This window comes from Geobacillus sp. BMUD (assembly GCF_013096845.1).
GTDB classification, from domain to species: Bacteria; Bacillota; Bacilli; order Bacillales; family Anoxybacillaceae; genus Geobacillus; species Geobacillus vulcani.
In genome coordinates, this window is record NZ_SDLA01000001.1 from 723,664 (window position 1) to 744,069 (window position 20,406).

A 20,406-nucleotide genomic window follows, 5' to 3' on the forward strand; every position below is an offset into this window, starting at 1 on the left:
TTGCTTTCTCTCGTCAAACTGGCGAAGGTTTCGTTGGCGGTATTAGGTTCTGATGGAGCGGGATCAAACGGAGAAGAATGGCCTAATCAATAAAACAATGTGCTAAATCATCAACTAACATTGTTTCTGCATCGCATGATGAAGTTCACTAAAAAACGCTTGTCCAAAGCTTCTCAACTGGAAAAGAATCCGTTGTAAATCAATCCCTCAACGTTCACACAGCTGACAAAACGCAATGGATCGCAGCGACGATTCGTCAAGCAGCATAATTTTCTATTATAAAACTATGTGCTAAATAATCAACAAGACAAGCCCAAAAGCGGGCTAAGAAAAGATGCAAGGACGGATTATGCCATTTTCAATACCGAATATTGATAAAAAACATTCACGAGCAAGCCTTGCTCCCCACTCTGCATGAAAATGACGGATCAAGGCGGCACATTTTCACAGAAAATAAAGCCGAGCCCTGTCGCGGCGCCGATGGCACCCATGGCCTTTCCACGTTCATTGGGCGCTGTGATGCCAGCGGCATACACGATCACAGTCGGCATCGCCGTTGCTGACAATTTGTCGGCCATGAAACGTTTTGTATATAATAAAACGGAGCGAAAAGAACCGATCGCCGGTCAGAAAGGGTGGTTTGATGATGTTGACATTAGCAGACATTGAACAAGCGCGGGAAAAAATGAAAGGCGTCGTCCATCAAACGCCGCTTGAGCATTCGCAAACGTTCAGCCGGCTGTCCGGCAACGACGTATATATGAAACTCGAAAACTTGCAAAAAACGGGTTCGTTTAAAGTAAGAGGTTCATTCAATAAAATTATGTCGCTCACGGAAGAAGAGCGGGCGCGCGGCGTCATCGCCGCCTCGGCCGGCAACCACGCCCAAGGGGTGGCCTACGCAAGCGGTATGCTTCATATTCCGTGCACGATCGTCATGCCCAAAGGGGCGCCGCTCAGCAAAATCGAAGCGACGAAAAGCTACGGGGCGGAAGTCGTGCTGTACGGCGATGTGTTTGACGAGTCTTTGGAATATGCGTTAGAGTTGCAGCGCGAGCGGGGAATGACGTTTGTACACCCGTTTGACGACTTGGCGGTGATGGCCGGCCAAGGGACGATCGGCTTGGAGCTGATCGAACAGCTGCCCGACGTCGATATCGTTCTTTGTCCAGTCGGCGGCGGTGGCCTGCTTGCGGGGCTGGCGTTTACGTTAAAACAGCTGAAGCCGTCGGTTGAAGTGTACGGCGTCGAGTCATCGGCTTGCCCGGGCATGACGGCGGCCATACGCCATAAACAGCCCGTCTCCATTGCTGCGTCGAATACGATCGCCGATGGGATTGCCGTAAAAAAGCCGGGCAATATTACGTACCAATATATTGAACAATACGTCGATGGTGTCGTTTGCGTGGAAGAGGCGGAAATTTCACGGACGATGCTGTATGTGCTCGAGCGGAACAAGCTGTTAATTGAAGGGGCGGCCGCTTGTCCATTGGCGGCATTGTTGTATCAAAAGCTCCCGTTTCGCGGCAAAAAAGTCGCCGCTGTGCTAAGCGGCGGCAACGTCGATGTGACGCTCATCTCCCGCATCATTGAGCGGGGGCTTGTCGAAGCCGGGCGATTCGTTACGTTTACAACGGTCATCTCCGACAAGCCGGGCCAGTTGAACAAACTGCTGCGCATCATTGCGGAGCTCGAGGCGAATGTCATGTCGATTCATCATCAGCGCATCGGCGCCAAAGTGCTGCCGGGCCAGGCGGAAATTCACTTTTCGCTCGAGACGAAAAACGAAGACCATATTCAGCAAATTTACCAAGTGTTGTTGAAAGAAGGATATGATGTGCAATTGTACCGTTGAATCGGCCGCGCGAAGATCGTGCGTCCCGTTTGTTCGAACGGGCGGTTTTGTCCGAAGCCGTCCCGAGCAGGCGCTGAGGCATCTCCTCTAAAGCGGCTGTCCCGGTCAGATGGCGGCGTCTGTACCGAGGGACAGCCGCTTTTTCAATGCACGCGCGGCACATCTTGCGGCCGCGTCGCGCCGAGGCCTTCGCGGGCCATTTTCGCTTTCAAGCTTTCGAATACGTACAAGCCAAACATCCCAAGCAACTCTTCATCGGTCATCTCATCAATCAGCTTGAGCACATCGCGGCGGTCAAGCTCATCTAAAATCGACATCGCCACCGCTTCGGCGTCTTCTTCATCTCCGGTCAGCCGGTCTTTGTAATATTCGTACAGATCGTCGATCAACTTCATGCGCATGCCCGCCCCCGCTTGTGGAGGGCGGACTCTTCCTCCTTTTCTTCTCAGTCGGCCGAAGCTGGCCGCGTTTTTGGCCATTGGCAACGGATATACGCTATAGTATAATGGAAAAAATATCATTCGAAAAGCGGGGGAGCGCCATGATTCGTCGGTTAACGAAGGAAGACCATGAGCAAGTGTTTTTATTTTTACAGCAAGACCCGTCGTTCAACTTGTTTATTATCGGCGATATTGAGTCATTCGGCTATGACGCCGATTTCCAGGACGTCTGGGGGCAGTTTGACGGCAACGGCTCGCTGAAGGCGGTGCTGCTCCGTTATTACGATTCCTACATTCCGTACGCGCCTGGCGATTTTGATGCCGATGGCTTTGCTCGTCTCATCCGCGAGACGGCCGGCCCGTCCTTGTCCATTCAGCTGTCCGGCAAAGAGGAAGTTGCCAGGCAGTTCGAAGGGCGGCTGCCGCTTGGGACGAAGCGAACGCTTTACTTTTGCGAGTGCCGGACGGATGAATACGCCCGCCAAGAAAAGGGGGCGTTCGCCGTCAAGAAAGCCGGATTGGCCGATGTCGACCGGATTCTCGACTTGCGGGGCCGCATTGCCGAATTTGAGACGAGGCCGTCATCCCGCGATATGCTGGTGAAGGGGATGGAAACCAATTCAGCGAGAACGTACTACATGGAACAAGACGGCCGAATGGTGGCCGCGGCATCGACATCAGCGGAAAACTCATTGTCGGCGATGATCGTCGGCGTCTGCACGGATCAGGAGCACCGCGGGAAAGGGTATGCGAGCGCCATCGTGGCGAAGCTCGTTTGCGATTTGCTTGCTGAAGGGAAGATGCCGTGCCTGTTTTACGACAATCCAGCCGCCGGCCGCATCTACCACCGCCTTGGTTTTCGCGATATCGGGCTGTGGGCGATGTACCGCTAGCAACGAAAAGCGGAAGCTCCGCCGGCTTGCTTCTGTGCAGAAGCAAGCCGGCGTTTATTGCCCGTCTGCGCCGTTCAGCGTGACGCGGCGAATGTGCTGATCGCCGTGCTCCCGCATCGCTTTCGCCTTGTCGTTGACGAGCTGTTTTTGGTCAACGATGGAAGAAGGTGTTTGTTTTTTGTTCGCCATATGGAATCACCTCAATGGAGACGATTTGGCGCGCTGAATGAACATGTCCGCATCTTCGATCAGCCCACAGACGCCGCATTGGACGCGGTAGCTCGGGCCGCGGTATGGGAGATGGAACGGTTCGAGCGCTTCGTTTGTGTATTCGTGCTCAATGTCGCCGGTGTGCGGGTCGAGCTTGACCGCCCGCGGGTGTTGCTCAATGAGGTGAAAGCGCGTCCGGTTCGTTTTGCAGTTTGGGCATAGCATCGGTTCCAATCGAAGCCACCTCCATCTTTATCATTTGAAAACATGGCCGCCATTATGTATCGGCAGGCCCTGTACGATCGTGTTCGGCATGGAAAGCAATGGTTGACAATCATAGTACAGTTCAGGTATGGTAAAGGCAAAACAAAAAAATATTTCACTTTTTCAGAAAATAGTGTAATATAAATGGCAAAGGAGATTTTCTATGGCTGACAAACCGCTCAGAGACCGCATTATCGATACGGCGCTTCATTTATTTGAGAAATATGGCTACCATGGCGTGACGGTCGACCGCATCGTTGCCGAAAGCAACACATCCAAAGGCGGTTTTTACCATAATTTTAAATCAAAAGACGAGCTCTTGTACCATATCCATGATGTCTTTATCACGTATGCGCTGACAAAAGCGCAGGAGGCGTATGAGGGCTTCCCTACGCCGACCGAGCGCTTGTACGCCATCGTTCAGTCGTTTGTCAAAGTGTTTCATTTGTATAAACCACACATCACCGTGTTTTACCAGGAAAGCACGTACTTAAAACCGGAGTACGCCGAACCGATCAATGAAAAGCGCGAAGAATTTAAACAAATTATTTTTCGCGTCATCCGCGAGGGGATTGAAGCCGGCGAGTTTCGTCCGGAGCTGTCGGTGGAGATTACCGGCATGTCGATCATCGGCATGGTCAACTGGACGTACAAATGGTACAATCCGGACGGTCCGCTGTCGATTGAGGAGATCGCGGCGTATTTTGCCGATTTCATTTTGCATGCGGTGCTCCGCACACCGGAAAACCCAACAGCGGCGCAGTTTTTGTTGCGGCCGGCCGCGGAATAATCCGCACACCGCTTACAGACCAACTAGTCGGTTTTAAAAGCACTTTTCCTACTGTGTTGCTTATGGCTGTTTTCTTTGGATAAAACCGACTAGTCGGTTTAAACCAATACAATACGTTTATGGGGGAGAGGGACAGGATGGATTTTTCATTAACCAAAGAGCAACAAATGATTAAAGAAATGGTTCGCGACTTTGCCGAGAAGGAAATTGCCCCATACGCGGCGAAATGGGATGAAGAGGCGCATTTTCCGCTGCATGTGTTCCGCAAGATGGGCGAGCTGGGACTGTTGGGCCTGCCGTTTCCGGAAGAATACGGCGGCGCTGGGGGCGATACGATTTCGTATGCCATCGCCGTTGAGGAAATCGGCCGCGCCTGCGGCGGCACCGGGCTAAGCTATGCGGCCGCTGTGTCACTTGGGGCGAGTCCGATTTATTACTTTGGAACAGAGGAGCAGAAACAAAAGTGGCTCGTGCCGATGGCCAAAGGAGAGACGCTTGGCGCTTTTGGGCTCACGGAGCCAAACGCCGGGTCCGACGCTGGCGGCACGCGCACAACGGCGGTGCTCGACGGCGATGAATATGTCATCAACGGCGAAAAATGCTGGATCACGAACGCCCAATACGCGCGGCAAGTCATTGTCACCGCTGTGACAGGCAAAGATGCGCGCGGCAAAAACATCATCACTGCTCTCATCGTGCCAACTGACTCCCCAGGATTTACAATCCGTTCGAATTACGACAAGATGGGCGTGCGCGCGTCCAATACGTGCGAGCTTGTTTTCGAGAACGTCCGCGTGCCGAAAGAAAACGTCTTAGGCGACCCGCAAAAAGGGTTTAACCAGTTTTTGTACACGCTTGATGGCGGCCGCATTTCGATCGCCGCTTTAGCCGTCGGCATCGCGCAAGCGGCGTTTGAGAAAGCGCTTCAATATGCGAAAGAACGCATTCAGTTTGGCCAGCCGATTTCCAAGTTTCAAGCGATTCAGTTTAAGCTCGCTGACATGGCGATGGAAATTGAGCTTGCCCGCAATATGGTGTACAAGGCGGCTTGGTTGAAAGATCAAGGGAAACCGTTTACAAAAGAAGCGTCGTTCGCTAAGCTGTTCGCGTCGGAAATGGGGTTTCGCGTCTGCAATCAGGCGATCCAAATTCACGGCGGCTATGGTTACATGAAAGAGTACGGCGTTGAACGCCATTTGCGGGATATCAAGCTCATGGAAATCGGCGAAGGCACATCGGAAATTCAACGGCTCGTCATCGCTCGCCAGCTCGGATGCTAAAAGCGGAACGATGCGCATATCCATAACAGTGAATTCGGACAAAGGGGAGGAGAAGGCCGATGTTGACGGTGACGGTGGGGAAATTGTCGGAAGAGAGGGCCAGGCAATATGCGGATCGCGAGGCGGTCGTGTACGCCGACCGCGGTTTGCGTCTGACGTATCAACAGTTGAACGACTATTGCCGCCTCGTCGCGCGCGGCTTGATGCGGCTTGGCATTGAAAAAGGGGAGCATGTCGCCATTTGGGCGACGAACGTTCCGGAATGGATCGCCTGTCAGTTTGCGACCGGGAAAATGGGGGCTGTGTTGGTGACGGTCAATACGAACTACCGCGCGGCGGAGCTTGAGTATTTGCTTCGCCAGTCCGATTCGACGACGCTCTTTTTGATTGAGCAATATCGCGACTCGTCGTATATCGATATTTTATATGAAATCGTTCCCGAGTTGCGCACGTCGGCGCCCGGACAGCTGCAATCGAAACGGCTGCCGAAGCTGAAAAACGTGGTTTTTCTTGGCAACAAACGGTACCCGGGCATGTTTACATGGAACGACATCTTGGCGATGGCGCACGACGTGTCAGAAGAAGAGCTCGATGAACGGATGGCGAGCCTCGACCCGCACGATGTGATCAACATGCAATACACGTCCGGGACGACGGGATTCCCAAAAGGGGTCATGTTGACGCATTACAACATCGTCAACAACGCTCACCAAGTCGCGCAATGCATGGGACTTGGCGAAGGCGACCGCCTTTGCATCCCCGTGCCGTTTTTCCACTGCTTCGGCTGCGTGATGAGCACGTTGGCTTGCGTGACGGTCGGGGCGACGATGGTGCCGGTTGTCGAGTTTCATCCGAAGCGGGTGCTCGAGACGGTGGCGGCGGAACGGTGCACGGCGCTCCATGGCGTGCCGACAATGTTTATCGCCGAACTGAACGACCCGGATTTCGACAAATACGATTTGTCATCGCTGCGCACCGGCATTATGGCTGGTTCTCCTTGCCCGGTCGAAGTGATGAAGGCGGTCATCGAAAAAATGGGGATGAAAGACATTACGATCGCCTACGGACAGACGGAAGCGTCGCCGGTCATCACGCAAACGCGCACCGACGATCCGCTTGAGCTGCGCGTCGAAACGGTCGGCCGCGCCTTGCCGGGCGTGGAAGTGAAAATCGTCGAGCCGGGCACGAACAAGGAAGTGCCGCGGGGGGTGCAAGGGGAGCTGTGCACGCGCGGCTATCATGTCATGAAAGGATATTACAACAACCCGGAAGCGACCAACGAAGCGATCGATGCAGATGGTTGGCTGCATACCGGCGATTTGGCGACGATGGATGAAAACGGTTACTGCCGCATCACCGGCCGGCTGAAAGATATGATCATCCGCGGCGGGGAGAACATTTATCCGCGCGAAATCGAGGAGTTTTTGTACAAACACCCGAAAATTTTGGACGTTCAAGTCGTCGGCGTGCCCGATGAAGTGTACGGCGAAGAAGTGATGGCGTGGATCATCTTAAAGGACGGTGAAACAGCGACAGCCGAGGAAATTCGCGAGTTTTGCCGCGGCAACATCTCCCGCCATAAAATCCCGCGCTACATCGAATTTACCGACTCATACCCGATGACAGCGTCCGGGAAAATTCAGAAATTCAAATTACGGGAAATGGCGAAACAACGCCTCGGGTTGACGACGTAAACCGCCGCGCCGGGCGGACGAAACCGCCCGGCGGCATTCTCAGTTTTCGTGAAAGGGTGAGACCATGTTTTCGAAAGTGTTGATTGCCAACCGCGGCGAAATCGCCGTCCGCGTCATCCGCACGTGCCAAAAGCTCGGCATCCGAACGGTTGCCGTCTACTCGGAAGCGGACGCCGATTCGCTCCATGTCAAGCTGGCGGATGAGGCGTATTTGATCGGCAAGCCGCGCGTGGCGGAAAGCTATTTAAATATCGAAAAAATCATTGAGGTTGCCAAAGCGGCGAAAGCGGAGGCCATTCATCCCGGCTACGGGCTGCTCTCGGAAAACCCGGCGTTCGCCCGCCGTTGCGAGGAAGAAGGAATTGTCTTCATCGGTCCGAAGGCGGACGTCATTGCGGCGATGGGCAGCAAAATCGAAGCGCGGCGGACGATGGAAAAAGCCGGCGTCCCGATCGTTCCAGGCGTCACGTTTGCGTTGGACAGCCCCGATGCGGCGGCGGAGGCGGCGGCTTCGATTGGATATCCAGTCATGCTGAAGGCATCAGCCGGGGGCGGCGGCATCGGCATGCACATCGCTCGCGACGAAGCGGAGCTGCGCCAAGCGTTTGAAGGGAGCCAAAAGCGGGCCGCTTCGTTTTTCGGCGACGGGACGATGTACATTGAAAAATATATTGAACGCCCGCGCCATATTGAAATTCAGCTGCTCGCCGATTCCTACGGGAACTGCATCTACTTATGGGAGCGCGAATGCTCGATCCAGCGCCGCCACCAAAAAGTGGTCGAAGAGGCACCGTCGCCGTTTTTAGATGAAGAAACGCGGCGGAAGATGGGGGAAGCCGCCGTGCGCGCCGCCCGTTACATCGGCTATGCGAACGCCGGCACGATGGAATTTTTGGTCGACGAACAAAAAAACTTTTATTTTCTTGAAATGAACACCCGGCTGCAAGTCGAGCACCCGGTGACGGAAGAAATCACCGGCATCGACATCGTCGAAGAGCAGCTGCGCATCGCCGCTGGCGAACCGCTCCGCTATCAGCAGGAAGACATTCGCCGCGATGGGCACGCCATTGAAGTGCGCATTTATGCCGAAGACCCGAACACGTTTTACCCGTCGCCCGGCCGCATTACGGCGTTTTCGGCTCCGCAGGGCGAATGGATTCGTCATGAAACAGCGGTTCAAAGCGGCATCACGGTCACGCCGTTTTACGACCCGATGATCGCGAAGTTGATTGCGAAAGGCCCGGATCGACAAACGGCGATTGAACGCTTGCTCGGCGCGCTTCGCGACTACCGGGTGGAAGGGATCAAAACGAACATTCCGCTGCTGGAAGCCGTATTGTCCCATCCGGCGTTCCGTGCCGGGGAAACGACGACCGATTTTCTCGCCAATTATTGGCAGCCAACGAAAACAAAATGAAGCAGAAACGGAGGAAGAAACGATGAAGCAAGTTGCCGCCACGATGGCCGGAAGCGTCTGGAAGATTGTCGTTGCGGTCGGCGACCGCGTCGAAGAAGGGCAAGACGTCGTCATTTTGGAATCAATGAAAATGGAAATTCCAGTTGCCGCCGAGACGTCCGGCGTTGTGAAGCACATTCATGTGCAAGAAGGAGATTTCGTGAACGAAGGCGACGTACTCGTTGAGATCGAGTAGGGAAGCAGACGGTTCCGCCAACAGGTAGCGTCCAACGTTTTATGAAAACTCCACACCGACCCCATTGAGCATCAAGGGGGATGGGGAGAGTCGGATTCGCCCTTGACTAACACCCGCCAACGATAGGGGAAGGGAGCCGTTTGACACGGTCAACGACAAAAAGGCGGAGACGAAGCGAAAGGGGGGAGCAGAGCATGAGCCGATGGCCGGCGAAGGTGACGATCAAAGAAGTCGGCCCGCGCGACGGCCTGCAAAACGAACCAGCGCCGATCGCAACCGCCGATAAAATCGCTTGGATCAACCTATTGTCAGAAACGGGGCTGTCGTACATTGAGGTGACTTCCTTCGTCCATCCGAAATGGATTCCGCAGCTCGCCGATGCTGCCGAAGTCGCAGCCGGCATTCGCCGCAAAGACGGCGTCACGTACGCGGCGCTCGTCCCGAACGAAAAGGGGCTTGAGCGGGCGCTTGGCGCTGGGGTGGATGAAGTCGGCGTCTTCATGTCAGCGAGCGAAACGCACAACCAAAAAAACATTAACAAAACGATCGCCGCCACGTTTCCGGTGCTTGAAGCGGTTGTGAAGATGGCCAAACAAGCCGGAAAAACGGTGCGTGGCTACGTCTCGACCGTGTTTGGCTGCCCGTATGAAGGGGCGGTCCCCGTCGATCAAGTGCTCACGGTCGCCGACCGGCTGCTGGCGATGGGGGTTGACGAACTGTCGCTTGGCGATACGATCGGCGTGGCGACGCCCAAACAAGTTGAAGACGTGCTTGCCGAGGTGCTCCGTCGTTTTCCGGCTGATCGGATCGCGATGCATTTCCATGACACGAGAGGGACGGCGCTCGCCAATATTGTAGTGTCAATGGAAATGGGAATTACGACGTTTGACAGCTCGCTCGGCGGCCTCGGCGGTTGCCCGTACGCCCCAGGGGCATCGGGAAACGTCGCCACCGATGATTTAGTGTATATGCTTCATGGCATGGGGATTGAAACCGGCATCGATGTCGAGCGGCTGACGAAAGCGGCTTTGTTTATCCGCGACAAAATCGGCCGCCCGCTTCCGAGCCGCTATTTGCAAACGGTTGGATCATAGGGGGGGAAACACGTGGGCACACTTGTATCGTTTGAAACACAAGAACATGGCCTCGCCGTTGTGACATTAAACCGTCCGGAAGCGGCCAACGCGCTTTCAAGAGCGCTTCTGTTCGAGCTTGGCGCGCTCTTTCAGGAGATCAAATTTCGGAAAGACGTGCGCGTTGTCCTGCTGACCGGAGCAGGAGACAAAGTGTTTTGCGCCGGCGCTGATTTGAAAGAGCGGGCGGGGATGAATGAAACGGAAGTGCGGCAAACCGTTGCCTTAATCAGCAAAACGATCAACGAGGTGGAGAAAGTGCCGCAGCCGGTTATCGCCGTTTTAAACGGCTCGGCGTTTGGCGGCGGGTTGGAGCTTGCCCTGGCTTGTGACATCCGGTTTGCTGCCGACGACATCCAGCTTGGGCTGACGGAAACGTCGCTCGGCATCATTCCGGGAGCGGGGGGGACGCAGCGGCTCCCACGCCTTGTTGGCATCGGAAAAGCGAAAGAATTGATTTTTGCCGCCAAGCGCATCACCGCCAAAGAGGCGGAGCGAATCGGCCTTGTCGAATACGCCGTGCCGCGCTCCGAGCTGATGGATCGTGCTCTTGAATTGGCCCGGCAAATCGCCGAAAACGCGCCGATTGCCGTCCGGCAGGCGAAACGGGCGATCCAAAGCGTATTTAACGTTGATTTGGAGACCGGTCTTGCCATTGAACAGCTCGCCTATGAGGCGACCATTCCGACGAAAGACCGGTTGGAAGGCTTGCAGGCGTTTAAAGAAAAGCGGAAGCCGGTGTACAAAGGCGAGTAAGCCCGCTTAGACAAGGAGGGGGCCGGAAGCCGCACGAAGCGCTTTCGCCGACCCGGCTTTTCGCGGGGATCCGACACGGCATCCAACCTTGTTCCAGACGAACACGCGGGATGGAACAGCCAGATCCATCAAAACAAGGAGGGGAAACAACGAGATGAAGGAAACAGCCAACCAACACGACACGCTCGCAGCGGAGCTGGAGAAAAGAGCGGCGGAGATCAAGAAAGGTGGGGCGCCAAAATATCATGAAAAAAATGCGGCCCAAGGGAAATTGTTTGTTCGCGAGCGGCTGAACTTGCTGCTTGATAACGGTTTGGAAGTGGAAGACGGATTGTTTGCCAACTGTTTGGCGGGCGATTTGCCGGCTGACGGGGTGGTGACCGGCATCGGCAAAATCAATGGCCGCATTGTCTGCGTGATGGCGAACGATTCGACCGTCAAAGCCGGCTCGTGGGGAGCGCGCACGGTCGAAAAAATCATTCGCATCCAAGAGACGGCGGAAAAGCTGCGCTGTCCGATCATTTATTTGGTGGACTCGGCCGGCGCCCGCATTACCGACCAGCTGGAAATGTTCCCCGGCCGGCGCGGGGCGGGGCGCATTTTTTACAATGAGGTGAAGCTGTCCGGCAAAGTGCCGCAAGTGTGCCTGCTGTTCGGTCCATCAGCAGCCGGCGGCGCCTATATTCCCGCGTTTTGCGATATCGTCATCATGGTGGAAGGCAATGCCTCGATGTACTTAGGCTCGCCGCGCATGGCGGAAATGGTGATCGGGGAAAAAGTGACGCTCGAAGAGATGGGCGGCGCCCGCATGCATTGCACCGTCTCCGGCTGCGGCGACGTGCTCGTGAAAACGGAAGAAGAAGCGATTGCCTATGCGCGACGTTATTTGTCGTATTTTCCATCCAATTACAGCGAAAAGCCGCCGGTGGTCGAGGCCAAGCCGCCGAAATCGTTTGACAAAACGATCGAAGACATTGTGCCGGAAAATCAAAATGCGCCGTTCAACATGTATGATTTGATTGAGCGGATCATTGACGAAGGATCGTTTTGTGAAATCAAAAAACTGTTTGCGCCGGAAATCATTACGGGACTGGCGCGCCTTGCCGGCCAGCCGATCGGCATCATTGCCAACCAGCCGCGCGTCAAAGGCGGCGTGTTGTTCCACGATTCGGCTGATAAAGCGGCGAAATTCATCACGCTTTGCGACGCGTTCCATATCCCGCTTTTGCTTTTGGCCGACGTCCCTGGCTTTATGATCGGCACGAAAGTCGAGCGGGCCGGCATTATCCGCCATGGGGCGAAAATGATCGCGGCCATGTCGGAAGCGACGGTGCCAAAAATCTCGGTCATCGTCCGCAAAGCGTACGGGGCCGGACTGTACGCCATGGCCGGGCCGGCGTTTGAACCGGATTGCTGTTTGGCGCTTCCGAATGCGCAAATCGCCGTCATGGGGCCGGAAGCGGCCGTCAACGCCGTTTACGCCAACAAAATTGCCGAGCTGCCGCCAGAAGAGCGGGCGGCATTTGTCGAACAAAAACGCGAGGAATACCGGCGTGACATCGATATTTACCGGCTCGCTTCCGAGCTGGTCGTCGATGGAATCATTGCGCCGAACGAGTTGCGCAACGAGCTGATTCGGCGATTTGAGGCCTATATGTCCAAGTATATGGTCTTTTCTGAGCGGAAGCATGGGGTGTATCCCGTTTGAAAAAATGGATGGCTGTCCCTCTTGTCAAGGAGCAGCAGATCATGTATCATAATAATCACCAATCCGCTGCTGCGTTGTGCGTTGTAGAATGAAGTTTCAACCGATGGCAATAGAAAGGGAGTTCTACATTGAAGCGGGAATGTCATGCCTCAATATTCGTGATGGAGGACGGCAGGAACGCTTCTGCGAACACCCACTTGGTGGAGCGTGGTTGAGAAACTGCATTCAGTCGACGGCAACCGCGGCGCGGATTCACGAATGAGAGACGGCAAAAGCGTCCAACTGGATGAAGGACATCCAGTTGGACGCTTTTTTGGTCTTGATGTTGGTCGCGTATGTTTGGTCAAAAACACGAAACAATATAGTTGATTTTCCCTGTTTCCATGTTATAATCATATTTCGTGCAGGAATAATTCGTATTGAAACTATTCCAATAAGAAAGATGAGGCAAGGAGGGGGGAGGTATGGAAGGAATCAGCCGAGACATCATGTACGCCGTCTTCCGGACGCAAAAGGCGCTGTATCGGCTCATCCGTGAAGATGCCGCTCGCGTTGGGATTACGGAAGTGCAACTGGTCGTGCTGTACACGCTGATGAAAAAGGAATATATCCGCCTTCAGGATTTGGCGGAAAAGCTCAATTTAAGCAACAGCAATGTGAGCGGCACGGTCGACCGGCTCGTCGGCGCCGGCCTTGTTGTCCGCGAGCCGTCGAAACAAGATCGGCGGGCGGTCATTTTGAGTTTGACGGAAAAAGGAAAAGAGACGGTGTTGGAAGCGTTTGGCGAGCAGTCGGTGCTGCGCCGGCGGCTTCGCCGCATTCAAGAACTCGTCTCTCCAGAGGAGATTGAACAGTTTTTGCATCTTCATGAAAAAATCAAAGCGATTTTACTTGGGGAGGAATAGATGGTGAACGTGAAACGATTGGTTGCGTTGAACATCATTGTGCTCATTTTGCTTGTCGGTGGAGGCTTTGCCGCCTACTACTATGTGAATGAAGCAACGAACTACATTAAAACGGACAACGCCCGCATCGACGGCCAGGTCATCTCGGTTGCTGCGCCGCTGTCCGGAAAACTGACATCCTGGCGGGGCGACACGGGAAAAACCTTCTCAGCTGGGGAAGAAATCGGCGAGGTGTTTGACGGCAAAACAACGGTGCCGGTGACCGTGCCGCATCGGATGACGATCGTGCAGCAAAACGCGGTCAAAGACTCGTTTGTCGCCGCGGGGATGGCGCTGGCCCGCGGGTTTGATTTGAACGATTTGTGGGTGACGGCGAATATTGAAGAGACGGATATTGAAGACGTAAAAGTCGGGCAAGACGTCGATATTTATGTGGACGCGTATCCGGATCGCAAGTTCAGCGGCAAAGTCGAAAAAATCGGCAACGCGACAGCGAATACGTTCAGTCTGCTGCCAAGTTCCAATGCAACCGGCAACTACACGAAAGTGACCCAAGTCATCCCGGTGACGATTTCCATTGACAACTACAGCGGAGCCGGACTTGTGCCGGGCATGAACGTCACCGTCCGCATTCATAAGTAGGTGATGGAAGATGACAGCATTTGTTATGGGATATACTGTGTTTGCCGTTTTGGTCTTGGCGGCGGTCAACATCGCGCTGCGCCGCCGCAAATCGGCTTCAGCCGCAGTGAAGGCGGCCGATGAAGCGGCGGAAGCCAACGCTCGACCGGTGGAGGAAACGAAAGCGCAGCCGTCGACAGAAACGGATGGGCGTTCGACCGCCCCAGCTGGGCAAGGCGGCCTCGGGGATATCGGCAGCCGCGGCAAGGTTGTGGCGACGGTCATGCTTGGCGCGTTTGTCGCCATTTTAAATCAAACGTTGATCAACGTCGCCTTGCCGCATATGATGCAAGATTTCAACGTGGAAACGTCGACGATTCAATGGCTCGTGACCGGCTATATGCTCGTCAACGGAGTGCTCATCCCGATCAGCCCGTTTTTAATCGCCAAGTTTCCAGCGAAACGGCTGTTTTTATCGGGCATGTCGTTTTTCGCCATCGGCGCGTTTGTTTGCTCGATCGCTCCATCGTTTGCCGTCATGCTTGCCGGACGGTTGACGCAAGCGGTGGGAGCCGGCATTATTATGCAGCTGATGATGGTCATTATGTTGTCGATTTTCCCGCCAGAACGCCGCGGGGTGGCGATGGGGACGGTGGGAATCGCCATGATGTTTGCGCCGGCGGTCGGGCCGACGCTGTCCGGATGGCTTGTGGAACATTATACATGGCGGCTGTTGTTTTACGTCGTTTTGCCGATTGCGCTGTTAGACATTGTGCTTGCCTCCGTCTGGTTGAAATATACGCCGCGTAAAGGCAATCCAGTGCTGGACGTGCAAGGGGCGGTCTACTCCACGATCGGGTTTGGCGGCGTTCTATATGGCTTCAGCGAAGCCGGCAGCAAAGGATGGGGCGAGACGGAGGTCGTGGTTTCGCTCGTCATCGGCGCCTTGTTCCTCATCATGTTTACATGGCGTTCGCTCCGCTCGGAGCATCCGGTGCTCAATTTCCGCGTGTTCCGCTACCCGGTGTTTACGTTGGCGACCGTCATCGGTTCGGTCATCAACATGGCGATGTTTGCCGCGATGGTCTTGCTTCCCGTGTATTTGCAAAACTTGCGCGGCTTTACGCCGCTCGATGCCGGTTTGCTGTTGCTGCCGGGGGCGATCGTCATGGCGATCATGTCGCCGATCTCCGGTTGGGTGTTTGACCGCATCGGCGCGCGGATGCTCGCTATTGTCGGCTTGATCATCACCGCTGTGACGACGTGGGAATTCAGCAAGCTCACGATGGATACGCCCTACAGCCAGTTGATTTGGCTTTATATTTTCCGGATGTTCGGCATGTCGATGCTCGGGATGCCGATCATGACCGAAGGGTTAAACGCCTTGCCGCGTCATCTGTACAGCCATGGCACGGCAATGTCGAATACGATCCGTCAAGTGGCCGCTTCGCTCGGGACGGCGTTTTTGGTGACGATCATGTCCAACCGGACAAAATTCCATGTGGAAACGTACCGCAATGAAATGACGGAAAACAATCCGTTGTTCATGAGCCTTGTCGGTCAATTGAAACAGGCGATCCCAAGCGATGAGGCGATCGCCCAGCTGTTGTATGGACTGGTGCAGCAACAGTCAACGGTCCAGGGGATCAACGACGCCTTTTTCGTCGCTACTGGCTTAACGGTGGTGGCGCTCGTCATGGCGTTCTTCTTAAAAGGAAAAAAGCAGAAATCGCCATCGGCGTAAACAAGGGAAGCGGCACACACGGCCGCTTCTTTTTTGTTTTGAGCCATGAAAAAGAGACGAAAACGGGCGGCCGGCTGCGAATCGTATAATCGTGACGAAGCGACAGGGGGGAACATTGTGGAGGCGCAAAGCAGGCAGCAAATGAGACAAACAAGACGAAGACGGTGTTGGCTGCAGGCGCTCGTTGCCGCCGCCTTGGCTTTGGCCGCCGTTGTTGCTGCGCTCCAGTGGGCGATTGATCGACAAAACATTGCCGCCTTGGAAACACCGTTGCCGGCAGCGACAATCATTTATGATGAACACGGCCGCATCGCGAGCAAGCTCGCGGCGGCAAACATCGAAGAAGTGCCGATCGATAGGGTGCCCAACTATTTTCTTGAGGCCATCGTCGCGACGGAAGACCGCCGCTTTTACGAGCATGATGGCGTCGATTATTATGGGCTTTTGCGCGCGATGTGGCGCAACATTCGCGCCGGGGCGTGGGTCGAGGGCGGCAGCACGATCACTCAACAGCTGGCGAAAAACGTCTTTTTAACGAATGAAAAAACGTTGACACGCAAATGGAAGGAATGGTTGATCGCACAAAAAATTGAGCGTACGTACAGCAAAAAAGAAATTTTAGAAATGTACATCAATCGCATTTATTTCGGTGCGGGGGCATGGGGGGTGGCCAGCGCGGCGAAAACATATTTCGGCAAAGACGTCTCTGAACTGACGCTCAGCGAGTCGGCTATGCTCGCAGGATTGGTGAAAGCCCCATCAGCTTTCTCTCCGCTTCGGCATTATAAGAAGGCGATTGCCCGGCGCAATGTCGTATTGTCGCTCATGAAAGAGCAAGGCTATATCGATGATCAAGAGTGGATCGCCGCGAAAAACGAGCACATTGCCATTCAACAGGAACCAAAACGCGACCCGTATGCCGGGAAGTATCCTTATTATGTCGATGAGCTGATCCGCGAAGCGATCACGCGCTACGGCTTGACGCAAAGCGATGTCCTTTCCGGGGGGCTCCGCATTTACACGGAGCTTGACCCGAACATGCAGCAAGCGCTTGAAGCCGTATATGCGAATGATTCGCTGTTTCCGTCCAGCCCGGACGGTGTGCCTGTCCAAAGCGGAGCAGTGCTTCTCGACCCGAAAACGGGCGGGGTGAAGGCGTTAGTCGGCGGCCGCGGCCGCCATGTGTTCCGCGGTTTCAATCGCGCCACTGAGCTCAGGCGCCAACCGGGGTCAGCGCTTAAGCCGCTCGCCGTGTATACGCCGGCGCTCGAACAAGGGTACGGGCCGTTTTCACCGCTCAAAGACGAGCCGCTCAATCTCGGCGGCTATCGCCCGCAAAACTACGACCACACGTACCGCGGCACGGTGACGATGTATGAGGCGGTCATTCATTCGCTCAACGTGCCGGCCGTCTGGCTGTTAAACGAGATCGGCCTTGACAAAGGGATGGAGGCGCTGCACCGGTTCGGCTTGCCGTTGGAAAAAGAGGACCGCCAGCTCGGCATCGCGCTTGGCGGCATGTCCCGAGGCGTGTCACCGCTTAAGATGGCCGAAGCGTACGCCGTATTCGCCAATGATGGCGTCCGTTTGGACGGCCATCTCATTACGAAAATCGTCGATGCTTACGGCCGCAAAGTGGCGGAGTGGAAGCCGCGGCGAACGGTTGTCACGTCCAAGAAAGTGGCGCAGCAAATGACGTTTTTGCTTGAAGGCGTCATCCGCGAAGGGACCGGGAAGCGCGCTGCCATCCCGGGGCGGGAGCTTGCGGGCAAAACCGGGTCGACCGAAATGACGATCCCCGGCATCGACGGGGTGAAAGACCAATGGATGGTCGGCTATACGCCGCAGCTGGTCGGTGCGCTTTGGCTCGGCTATGACCGGCCGGATCGCACGCATTATTTGACGACGACGAGCGGGGAAACGGCGGCCATCATTTTCCGCCATATGATGGAAAAAGCGCTGGCCGGCCAGCCTGTCGTCCGCTTCTCGCTGCCGCTTGTGAAACAAGCGGAACGAGAACACAAAAAACGTGAGCCAAAGGCGCCTGAATCCGTGCCGCCAAAGGTGAAGGAAAAACCGCGTCCGCCCGGCCATGAAAAAGGAAAAAACAAAAAAGAGAAAAAAGAAAAAAAGCACGGAAAAGGGCATGGCGGCAAGCGCGAATAGCTGTTGTCCAAGGCGTTCTCAACCTTTGTTTGGGCGCATATACATAAAGACAAGCCGCACGAAAAAGGAGGGGGAGCGCCCATGGCGCATTTCGGCTCGAAAGGATGGCTTGTGGCTGAGTTGAAAAAGGCAGGTATTGCCCGTCATCCGGTTGGACGGAAAAAAATTGAAACGTACAAGGCGACGGAGCTGTACGGGCTGTACCGAAAATATGTGCAAAAAACGCGCTGAGCCGGACGACAAGGATCCGGCTTCTTTTTTGGGGTACAATAGTTATAAGGAAAGGCCGTGAAGCCTTGATATGTCAACATTTCTAGTGGGAGGAGGGAGGGCGCGCCTCTTTGGCCAGGAAAGCGATGAAGAAAAAACGATTTACCGTAGCGGAAGGGGAAACGCTTGCCGCCTGTTTAGAACGGATGAAACGAGAAGGATACCGTCCCATCCGCCGCGTCGAGCAGCCGATTTTCCGCGAAGTGGAAGCGAACGGTGAAACGACGGTTGAGCCTTGTGGGCGCATCATTGAATTTGAGGCCGTGCGCGACGAACCGTAGCCAGAGGCGTCGCCAGAGGCGTCCTCAGCCGCCCGTCATGGCTTGCGTTTCGTTGCCGACTTTCCATGCCAACAGCAAAAGGAGGGAGTCTCCCAAAGGCAGTGAGCTCCCCCTCCTGATCCGCCGCATCAGGCGTATTCACGCCGCTGCTTCGGCCGAACACGACGGTTTTTTGAGGCCAACCTCTTCAGCTGTGCGGCCATTCGCGCGTTTTTTTCGCTTCCCGATGGTCGCCGGTCGGGTTGCCGCTGGACGCTTCGTAACCGACTTGGTACACGTAGTGTTTCGGCGCATGGGTGACGTTGTCCATCCGGTATTGGTCCAAGTCGTCCTGAAATTGCCGTTTGCTTTCTTGTTCGCTCATGTTTTGCGGCCTCCTTGTTGAGATGATCTAGAAGGCTGGTGATTTAGTGCAAAATACTGCTGATTCCATTTATTTCTCAATTAGAGAAACCTCGCAGAATCAGCTTTCTTTTCTGAATGAAAATGCCGCCGATTGGTGTGTGACAGCGGTTTTTCACCGGCCTTCTAGGATGTTTATAGCGTGCCCGCTGGGGCTGCGCTTTATCAAAAACCGTGGATTGTCATGCCGCCGTCGACAAACAGCGTTTGGCCGGTGATGTAGTTGGCCGCATCAGAGGCGAGGAACACAGCTGGACCGACGAGTTCAGGCAGCTCGCCGATCCGTCTGAGCGGGGTGACGGCGATAATGTCGTTCACGTACGCTTCGTCTTCAAGCAACGCTTTGGTGAGCGGCGTGCGGAAATACCATGGGCCGATGGCGTTGACGAGAATGCCATAGCGCCCCCACTCAAACGCCAGCACTTTCGTCATTTGGATGAGCGCTGCTTTGGTTGCGGCGTACACAACGCCGGTGCGCAAGGCGACATGACCGGCGACCGAGGCAATGTTGATGATTTTGCCGCCCCGCCCTTGTTCTTTCATCACGCGCCCCGCTTCTTGCGAGACGAGAAACGCGGACTTCAAGTTGGTGTTCATGATCAATTCCCATTCGTTGTCTGTCACCTCCAAAGCCGGGGTGCGGATGTTCATTCCGGCGTTGTTGACGACGATCTCAAGGGATCCAGCCTGTTGCTTGACGCCGGTGACCGCCTCGTGCACCGCTTCCCGGTCAGTGACATCGATCGGCCATATGTACGCTTTTCGCCCGAGCTGCTCAATGTGGCTTGCCGTTTCTTCCAAATCGGCTTTCGTCCGGGCGATGAGCGCTACGTCCGCTCCGGCTTCGGCGAATCCGATGGCGATCGCCCGCCCGATGCCGCGCCCGGCTCCGGTCACAAGCGCTGTTTTTCCGTCCAAACGGAACGAAGGCAAAAACATCAGCATCTCTCCTTTCAGGCATGATGGCCTAGCTTGTCGGCGGGTGTGCGCACAGTTCCACTATAGCACGGCTGTCCGCCGCCGCCAACGGCGAGGCGGCCTGCTGGGCGCGGAACGTTGCAAGGAAAGAGTTCGGCCGTTACAATAATAAGGGGAACAGCATAAAGAAGAAGGAGATGACGCCATGATCCATTACACATGGGCGACCCGGCCGACGATCAAAAAAGTGAAATGCGTCCATACGAACGCGGAAAAGTACATGGTCAGCAATGTGTTGACGCCGGGCAACGTGTACGAAGTGAAAAACGAAACGGACGAGTTTTATTTTGTGATCGACAACAGCGGGAAAGTCGGCGGGTTTTACAAAGATTATTTTGAAGAAGTCCAGTGATCGCGCCAATCA

23 protein-coding genes and 1 other RNA gene are annotated in these 20,406 nt (G+C 55.0%); 19 read left to right on the forward strand and 5 right to left on the reverse strand.

Annotated elements, in window-relative coordinates; all coding sequences use genetic code 11:
* Positions 1 to 519: 519 nt before the first annotated feature.
* Positions 520 to 669 carry a hypothetical protein gene (locus ETC05_RS03535; protein WP_171660378.1) on the forward strand — a complete coding sequence of 50 codons (150 nt, stop codon included), beginning with the start codon at positions 520 to 522 and terminating at the stop codon, positions 667 to 669.
* Entirely contained in the window at positions 647 to 1,855 is a 1,209-nt protein-coding gene (gene ilvA, locus ETC05_RS03540; RefSeq protein WP_031409753.1) for a threonine ammonia-lyase, read from the forward strand. The genes ETC05_RS03535 and ilvA overlap by 23 nt, the downstream gene beginning before the upstream one ends.
* Before the next feature lie 143 nt (positions 1,856 to 1,998).
* Here ilvA and ETC05_RS03545 read toward each other — a convergent pair whose 3' ends face one another.
* The gene (locus ETC05_RS03545) at positions 1,999 to 2,256 is read right to left on the reverse strand and encodes a DUF6154 family protein (RefSeq protein ID WP_031409751.1); all 258 of its coding nucleotides are present in this window, start codon (positions 2,254 to 2,256) and stop codon (positions 1,999 to 2,001) included.
* A 140-nt stretch (positions 2,257 to 2,396) separates the two neighbouring features.
* On the opposite strand from ETC05_RS03545, the gene ETC05_RS03550 reads away from it, so the two are divergent.
* Entirely contained in the window at positions 2,397 to 3,188 is a 792-nt protein-coding gene (locus ETC05_RS03550; protein ID WP_031409750.1) for a GNAT family N-acetyltransferase, read from the forward strand.
* Between the two features lie 54 nt (positions 3,189 to 3,242).
* Here the strand turns inward: ETC05_RS03550 and ETC05_RS18050 are convergent, their stop codons facing one another.
* On the reverse strand, positions 3,243 to 3,377 hold the full coding sequence (locus ETC05_RS18050) for a hypothetical protein (RefSeq protein ID WP_256371096.1): 135 nt from the start codon (positions 3,375 to 3,377) through the stop codon (positions 3,243 to 3,245).
* A gap of 6 nt (positions 3,378 to 3,383) precedes the next feature.
* Positions 3,384 to 3,632 carry a hypothetical protein gene (locus tag ETC05_RS03555; RefSeq protein ID WP_013145420.1) on the reverse strand — a complete coding sequence of 83 codons (249 nt, stop codon included), beginning with the start codon at positions 3,630 to 3,632 and terminating at the stop codon, positions 3,384 to 3,386.
* A gap of 193 nt (positions 3,633 to 3,825) precedes the next feature.
* Here ETC05_RS03555 and ETC05_RS03560 point away from each other — a divergent pair, with 193 nt between their 5' ends.
* The 15 genes from ETC05_RS03560 (at position 3,826) to ETC05_RS03630 (ending at position 18,662) form a co-directional block, all read left to right on the forward strand.
* Positions 3,826 to 4,452: a TetR/AcrR family transcriptional regulator gene (locus tag ETC05_RS03560; RefSeq protein WP_031409746.1), complete on the forward strand. Its 627-nt coding sequence runs from the start codon at positions 3,826 to 3,828 to the stop codon at positions 4,450 to 4,452.
* Positions 4,453 to 4,589: 137 nt separating this feature from the next.
* Complete coding sequence (locus tag ETC05_RS03565; protein ID WP_031409744.1) at positions 4,590 to 5,732, forward strand: acyl-CoA dehydrogenase; 1,143 nt, start codon at positions 4,590 to 4,592, stop codon at positions 5,730 to 5,732.
* Positions 5,733 to 5,791: 59 nt separating this feature from the next.
* A complete protein-coding gene (locus ETC05_RS03570; protein WP_171660379.1) occupies positions 5,792 to 7,426 on the forward strand; it encodes an AMP-binding protein in 1,635 nt (544 codons plus the stop codon).
* A gap of 64 nt (positions 7,427 to 7,490) precedes the next feature.
* On the forward strand, positions 7,491 to 8,843 hold the full coding sequence (gene accC, locus ETC05_RS03575) for an acetyl-CoA carboxylase biotin carboxylase subunit (protein ID WP_171660380.1): 1,353 nt from the start codon (positions 7,491 to 7,493) through the stop codon (positions 8,841 to 8,843).
* Between the two features lie 22 nt (positions 8,844 to 8,865).
* A complete protein-coding gene (locus tag ETC05_RS03580) occupies positions 8,866 to 9,078 on the forward strand; it encodes an acetyl-CoA carboxylase biotin carboxyl carrier protein subunit (protein ID WP_031409738.1) in 213 nt (70 codons plus the stop codon).
* A gap of 194 nt (positions 9,079 to 9,272) precedes the next feature.
* Positions 9,273 to 10,172 carry a hydroxymethylglutaryl-CoA lyase gene (locus ETC05_RS03585; RefSeq protein ID WP_171660381.1) on the forward strand — a complete coding sequence of 300 codons (900 nt, stop codon included), beginning with the start codon at positions 9,273 to 9,275 and terminating at the stop codon, positions 10,170 to 10,172.
* A gap of 12 nt (positions 10,173 to 10,184) precedes the next feature.
* Positions 10,185 to 10,967, forward strand: a complete 783-nt coding sequence (locus ETC05_RS03590) for an enoyl-CoA hydratase (protein ID WP_031409734.1) — start codon at positions 10,185 to 10,187, stop codon at positions 10,965 to 10,967.
* 154 nt (positions 10,968 to 11,121) lie between these two features.
* Positions 11,122 to 12,675, forward strand: coding sequence for an acyl-CoA carboxylase subunit beta (locus ETC05_RS03595; RefSeq protein WP_171660382.1), 1,554 nt, complete (start codon positions 11,122 to 11,124; stop codon positions 12,673 to 12,675).
* A 62-nt stretch (positions 12,676 to 12,737) separates the two neighbouring features.
* Positions 12,738 to 12,927, forward strand: a non-coding RNA gene (gene ssrS, locus ETC05_RS03600) — 6S RNA.
* Between the two features lie 212 nt (positions 12,928 to 13,139).
* Positions 13,140 to 13,580: a MarR family winged helix-turn-helix transcriptional regulator gene (locus tag ETC05_RS03605; RefSeq protein ID WP_031409730.1), complete on the forward strand. Its 441-nt coding sequence runs from the start codon at positions 13,140 to 13,142 to the stop codon at positions 13,578 to 13,580.
* Positions 13,581 to 14,222, forward strand: coding sequence for an HlyD family secretion protein (locus ETC05_RS03610; protein WP_031409728.1), 642 nt, complete (start codon positions 13,581 to 13,583; stop codon positions 14,220 to 14,222). It abuts the gene before it with no gap.
* A gap of 10 nt (positions 14,223 to 14,232) precedes the next feature.
* Positions 14,233 to 15,945, forward strand: a complete 1,713-nt coding sequence (locus ETC05_RS03615) for a DHA2 family efflux MFS transporter permease subunit (RefSeq protein WP_031409726.1) — start codon at positions 14,233 to 14,235, stop codon at positions 15,943 to 15,945.
* A 117-nt stretch (positions 15,946 to 16,062) separates the two neighbouring features.
* Entirely contained in the window at positions 16,063 to 18,111 is a 2,049-nt protein-coding gene (locus tag ETC05_RS03620) for a transglycosylase domain-containing protein (protein ID WP_031409724.1), read from the forward strand.
* A gap of 81 nt (positions 18,112 to 18,192) precedes the next feature.
* A complete protein-coding gene (locus ETC05_RS03625; protein ID WP_071880193.1) occupies positions 18,193 to 18,342 on the forward strand; it encodes a DUF2639 domain-containing protein in 150 nt (49 codons plus the stop codon).
* Positions 18,343 to 18,467: 125 nt separating this feature from the next.
* The gene (locus ETC05_RS03630) at positions 18,468 to 18,662 is read left to right on the forward strand and encodes an NETI motif-containing protein (protein WP_031409722.1); all 195 of its coding nucleotides are present in this window, start codon (positions 18,468 to 18,470) and stop codon (positions 18,660 to 18,662) included.
* A 187-nt stretch (positions 18,663 to 18,849) separates the two neighbouring features.
* On the opposite strand, the gene ETC05_RS03635 is transcribed toward ETC05_RS03630, so the two are convergent.
* Positions 18,850 to 19,026 carry a hypothetical protein gene (locus ETC05_RS03635; RefSeq protein WP_167333005.1) on the reverse strand — a complete coding sequence of 59 codons (177 nt, stop codon included), beginning with the start codon at positions 19,024 to 19,026 and terminating at the stop codon, positions 18,850 to 18,852.
* Between the two features lie 203 nt (positions 19,027 to 19,229).
* On the reverse strand, positions 19,230 to 20,003 hold the full coding sequence (locus tag ETC05_RS03640) for an SDR family NAD(P)-dependent oxidoreductase (protein ID WP_031409719.1): 774 nt from the start codon (positions 20,001 to 20,003) through the stop codon (positions 19,230 to 19,232).
* A gap of 184 nt (positions 20,004 to 20,187) precedes the next feature.
* On the opposite strand from ETC05_RS03640, the gene ETC05_RS03645 reads away from it, so the two are divergent.
* Entirely contained in the window at positions 20,188 to 20,394 is a 207-nt protein-coding gene (locus ETC05_RS03645) for a DUF6501 family protein (RefSeq protein ID WP_031409717.1), read from the forward strand.
* The last annotated feature ends 12 nt before the right edge of the window (positions 20,395 to 20,406 follow it).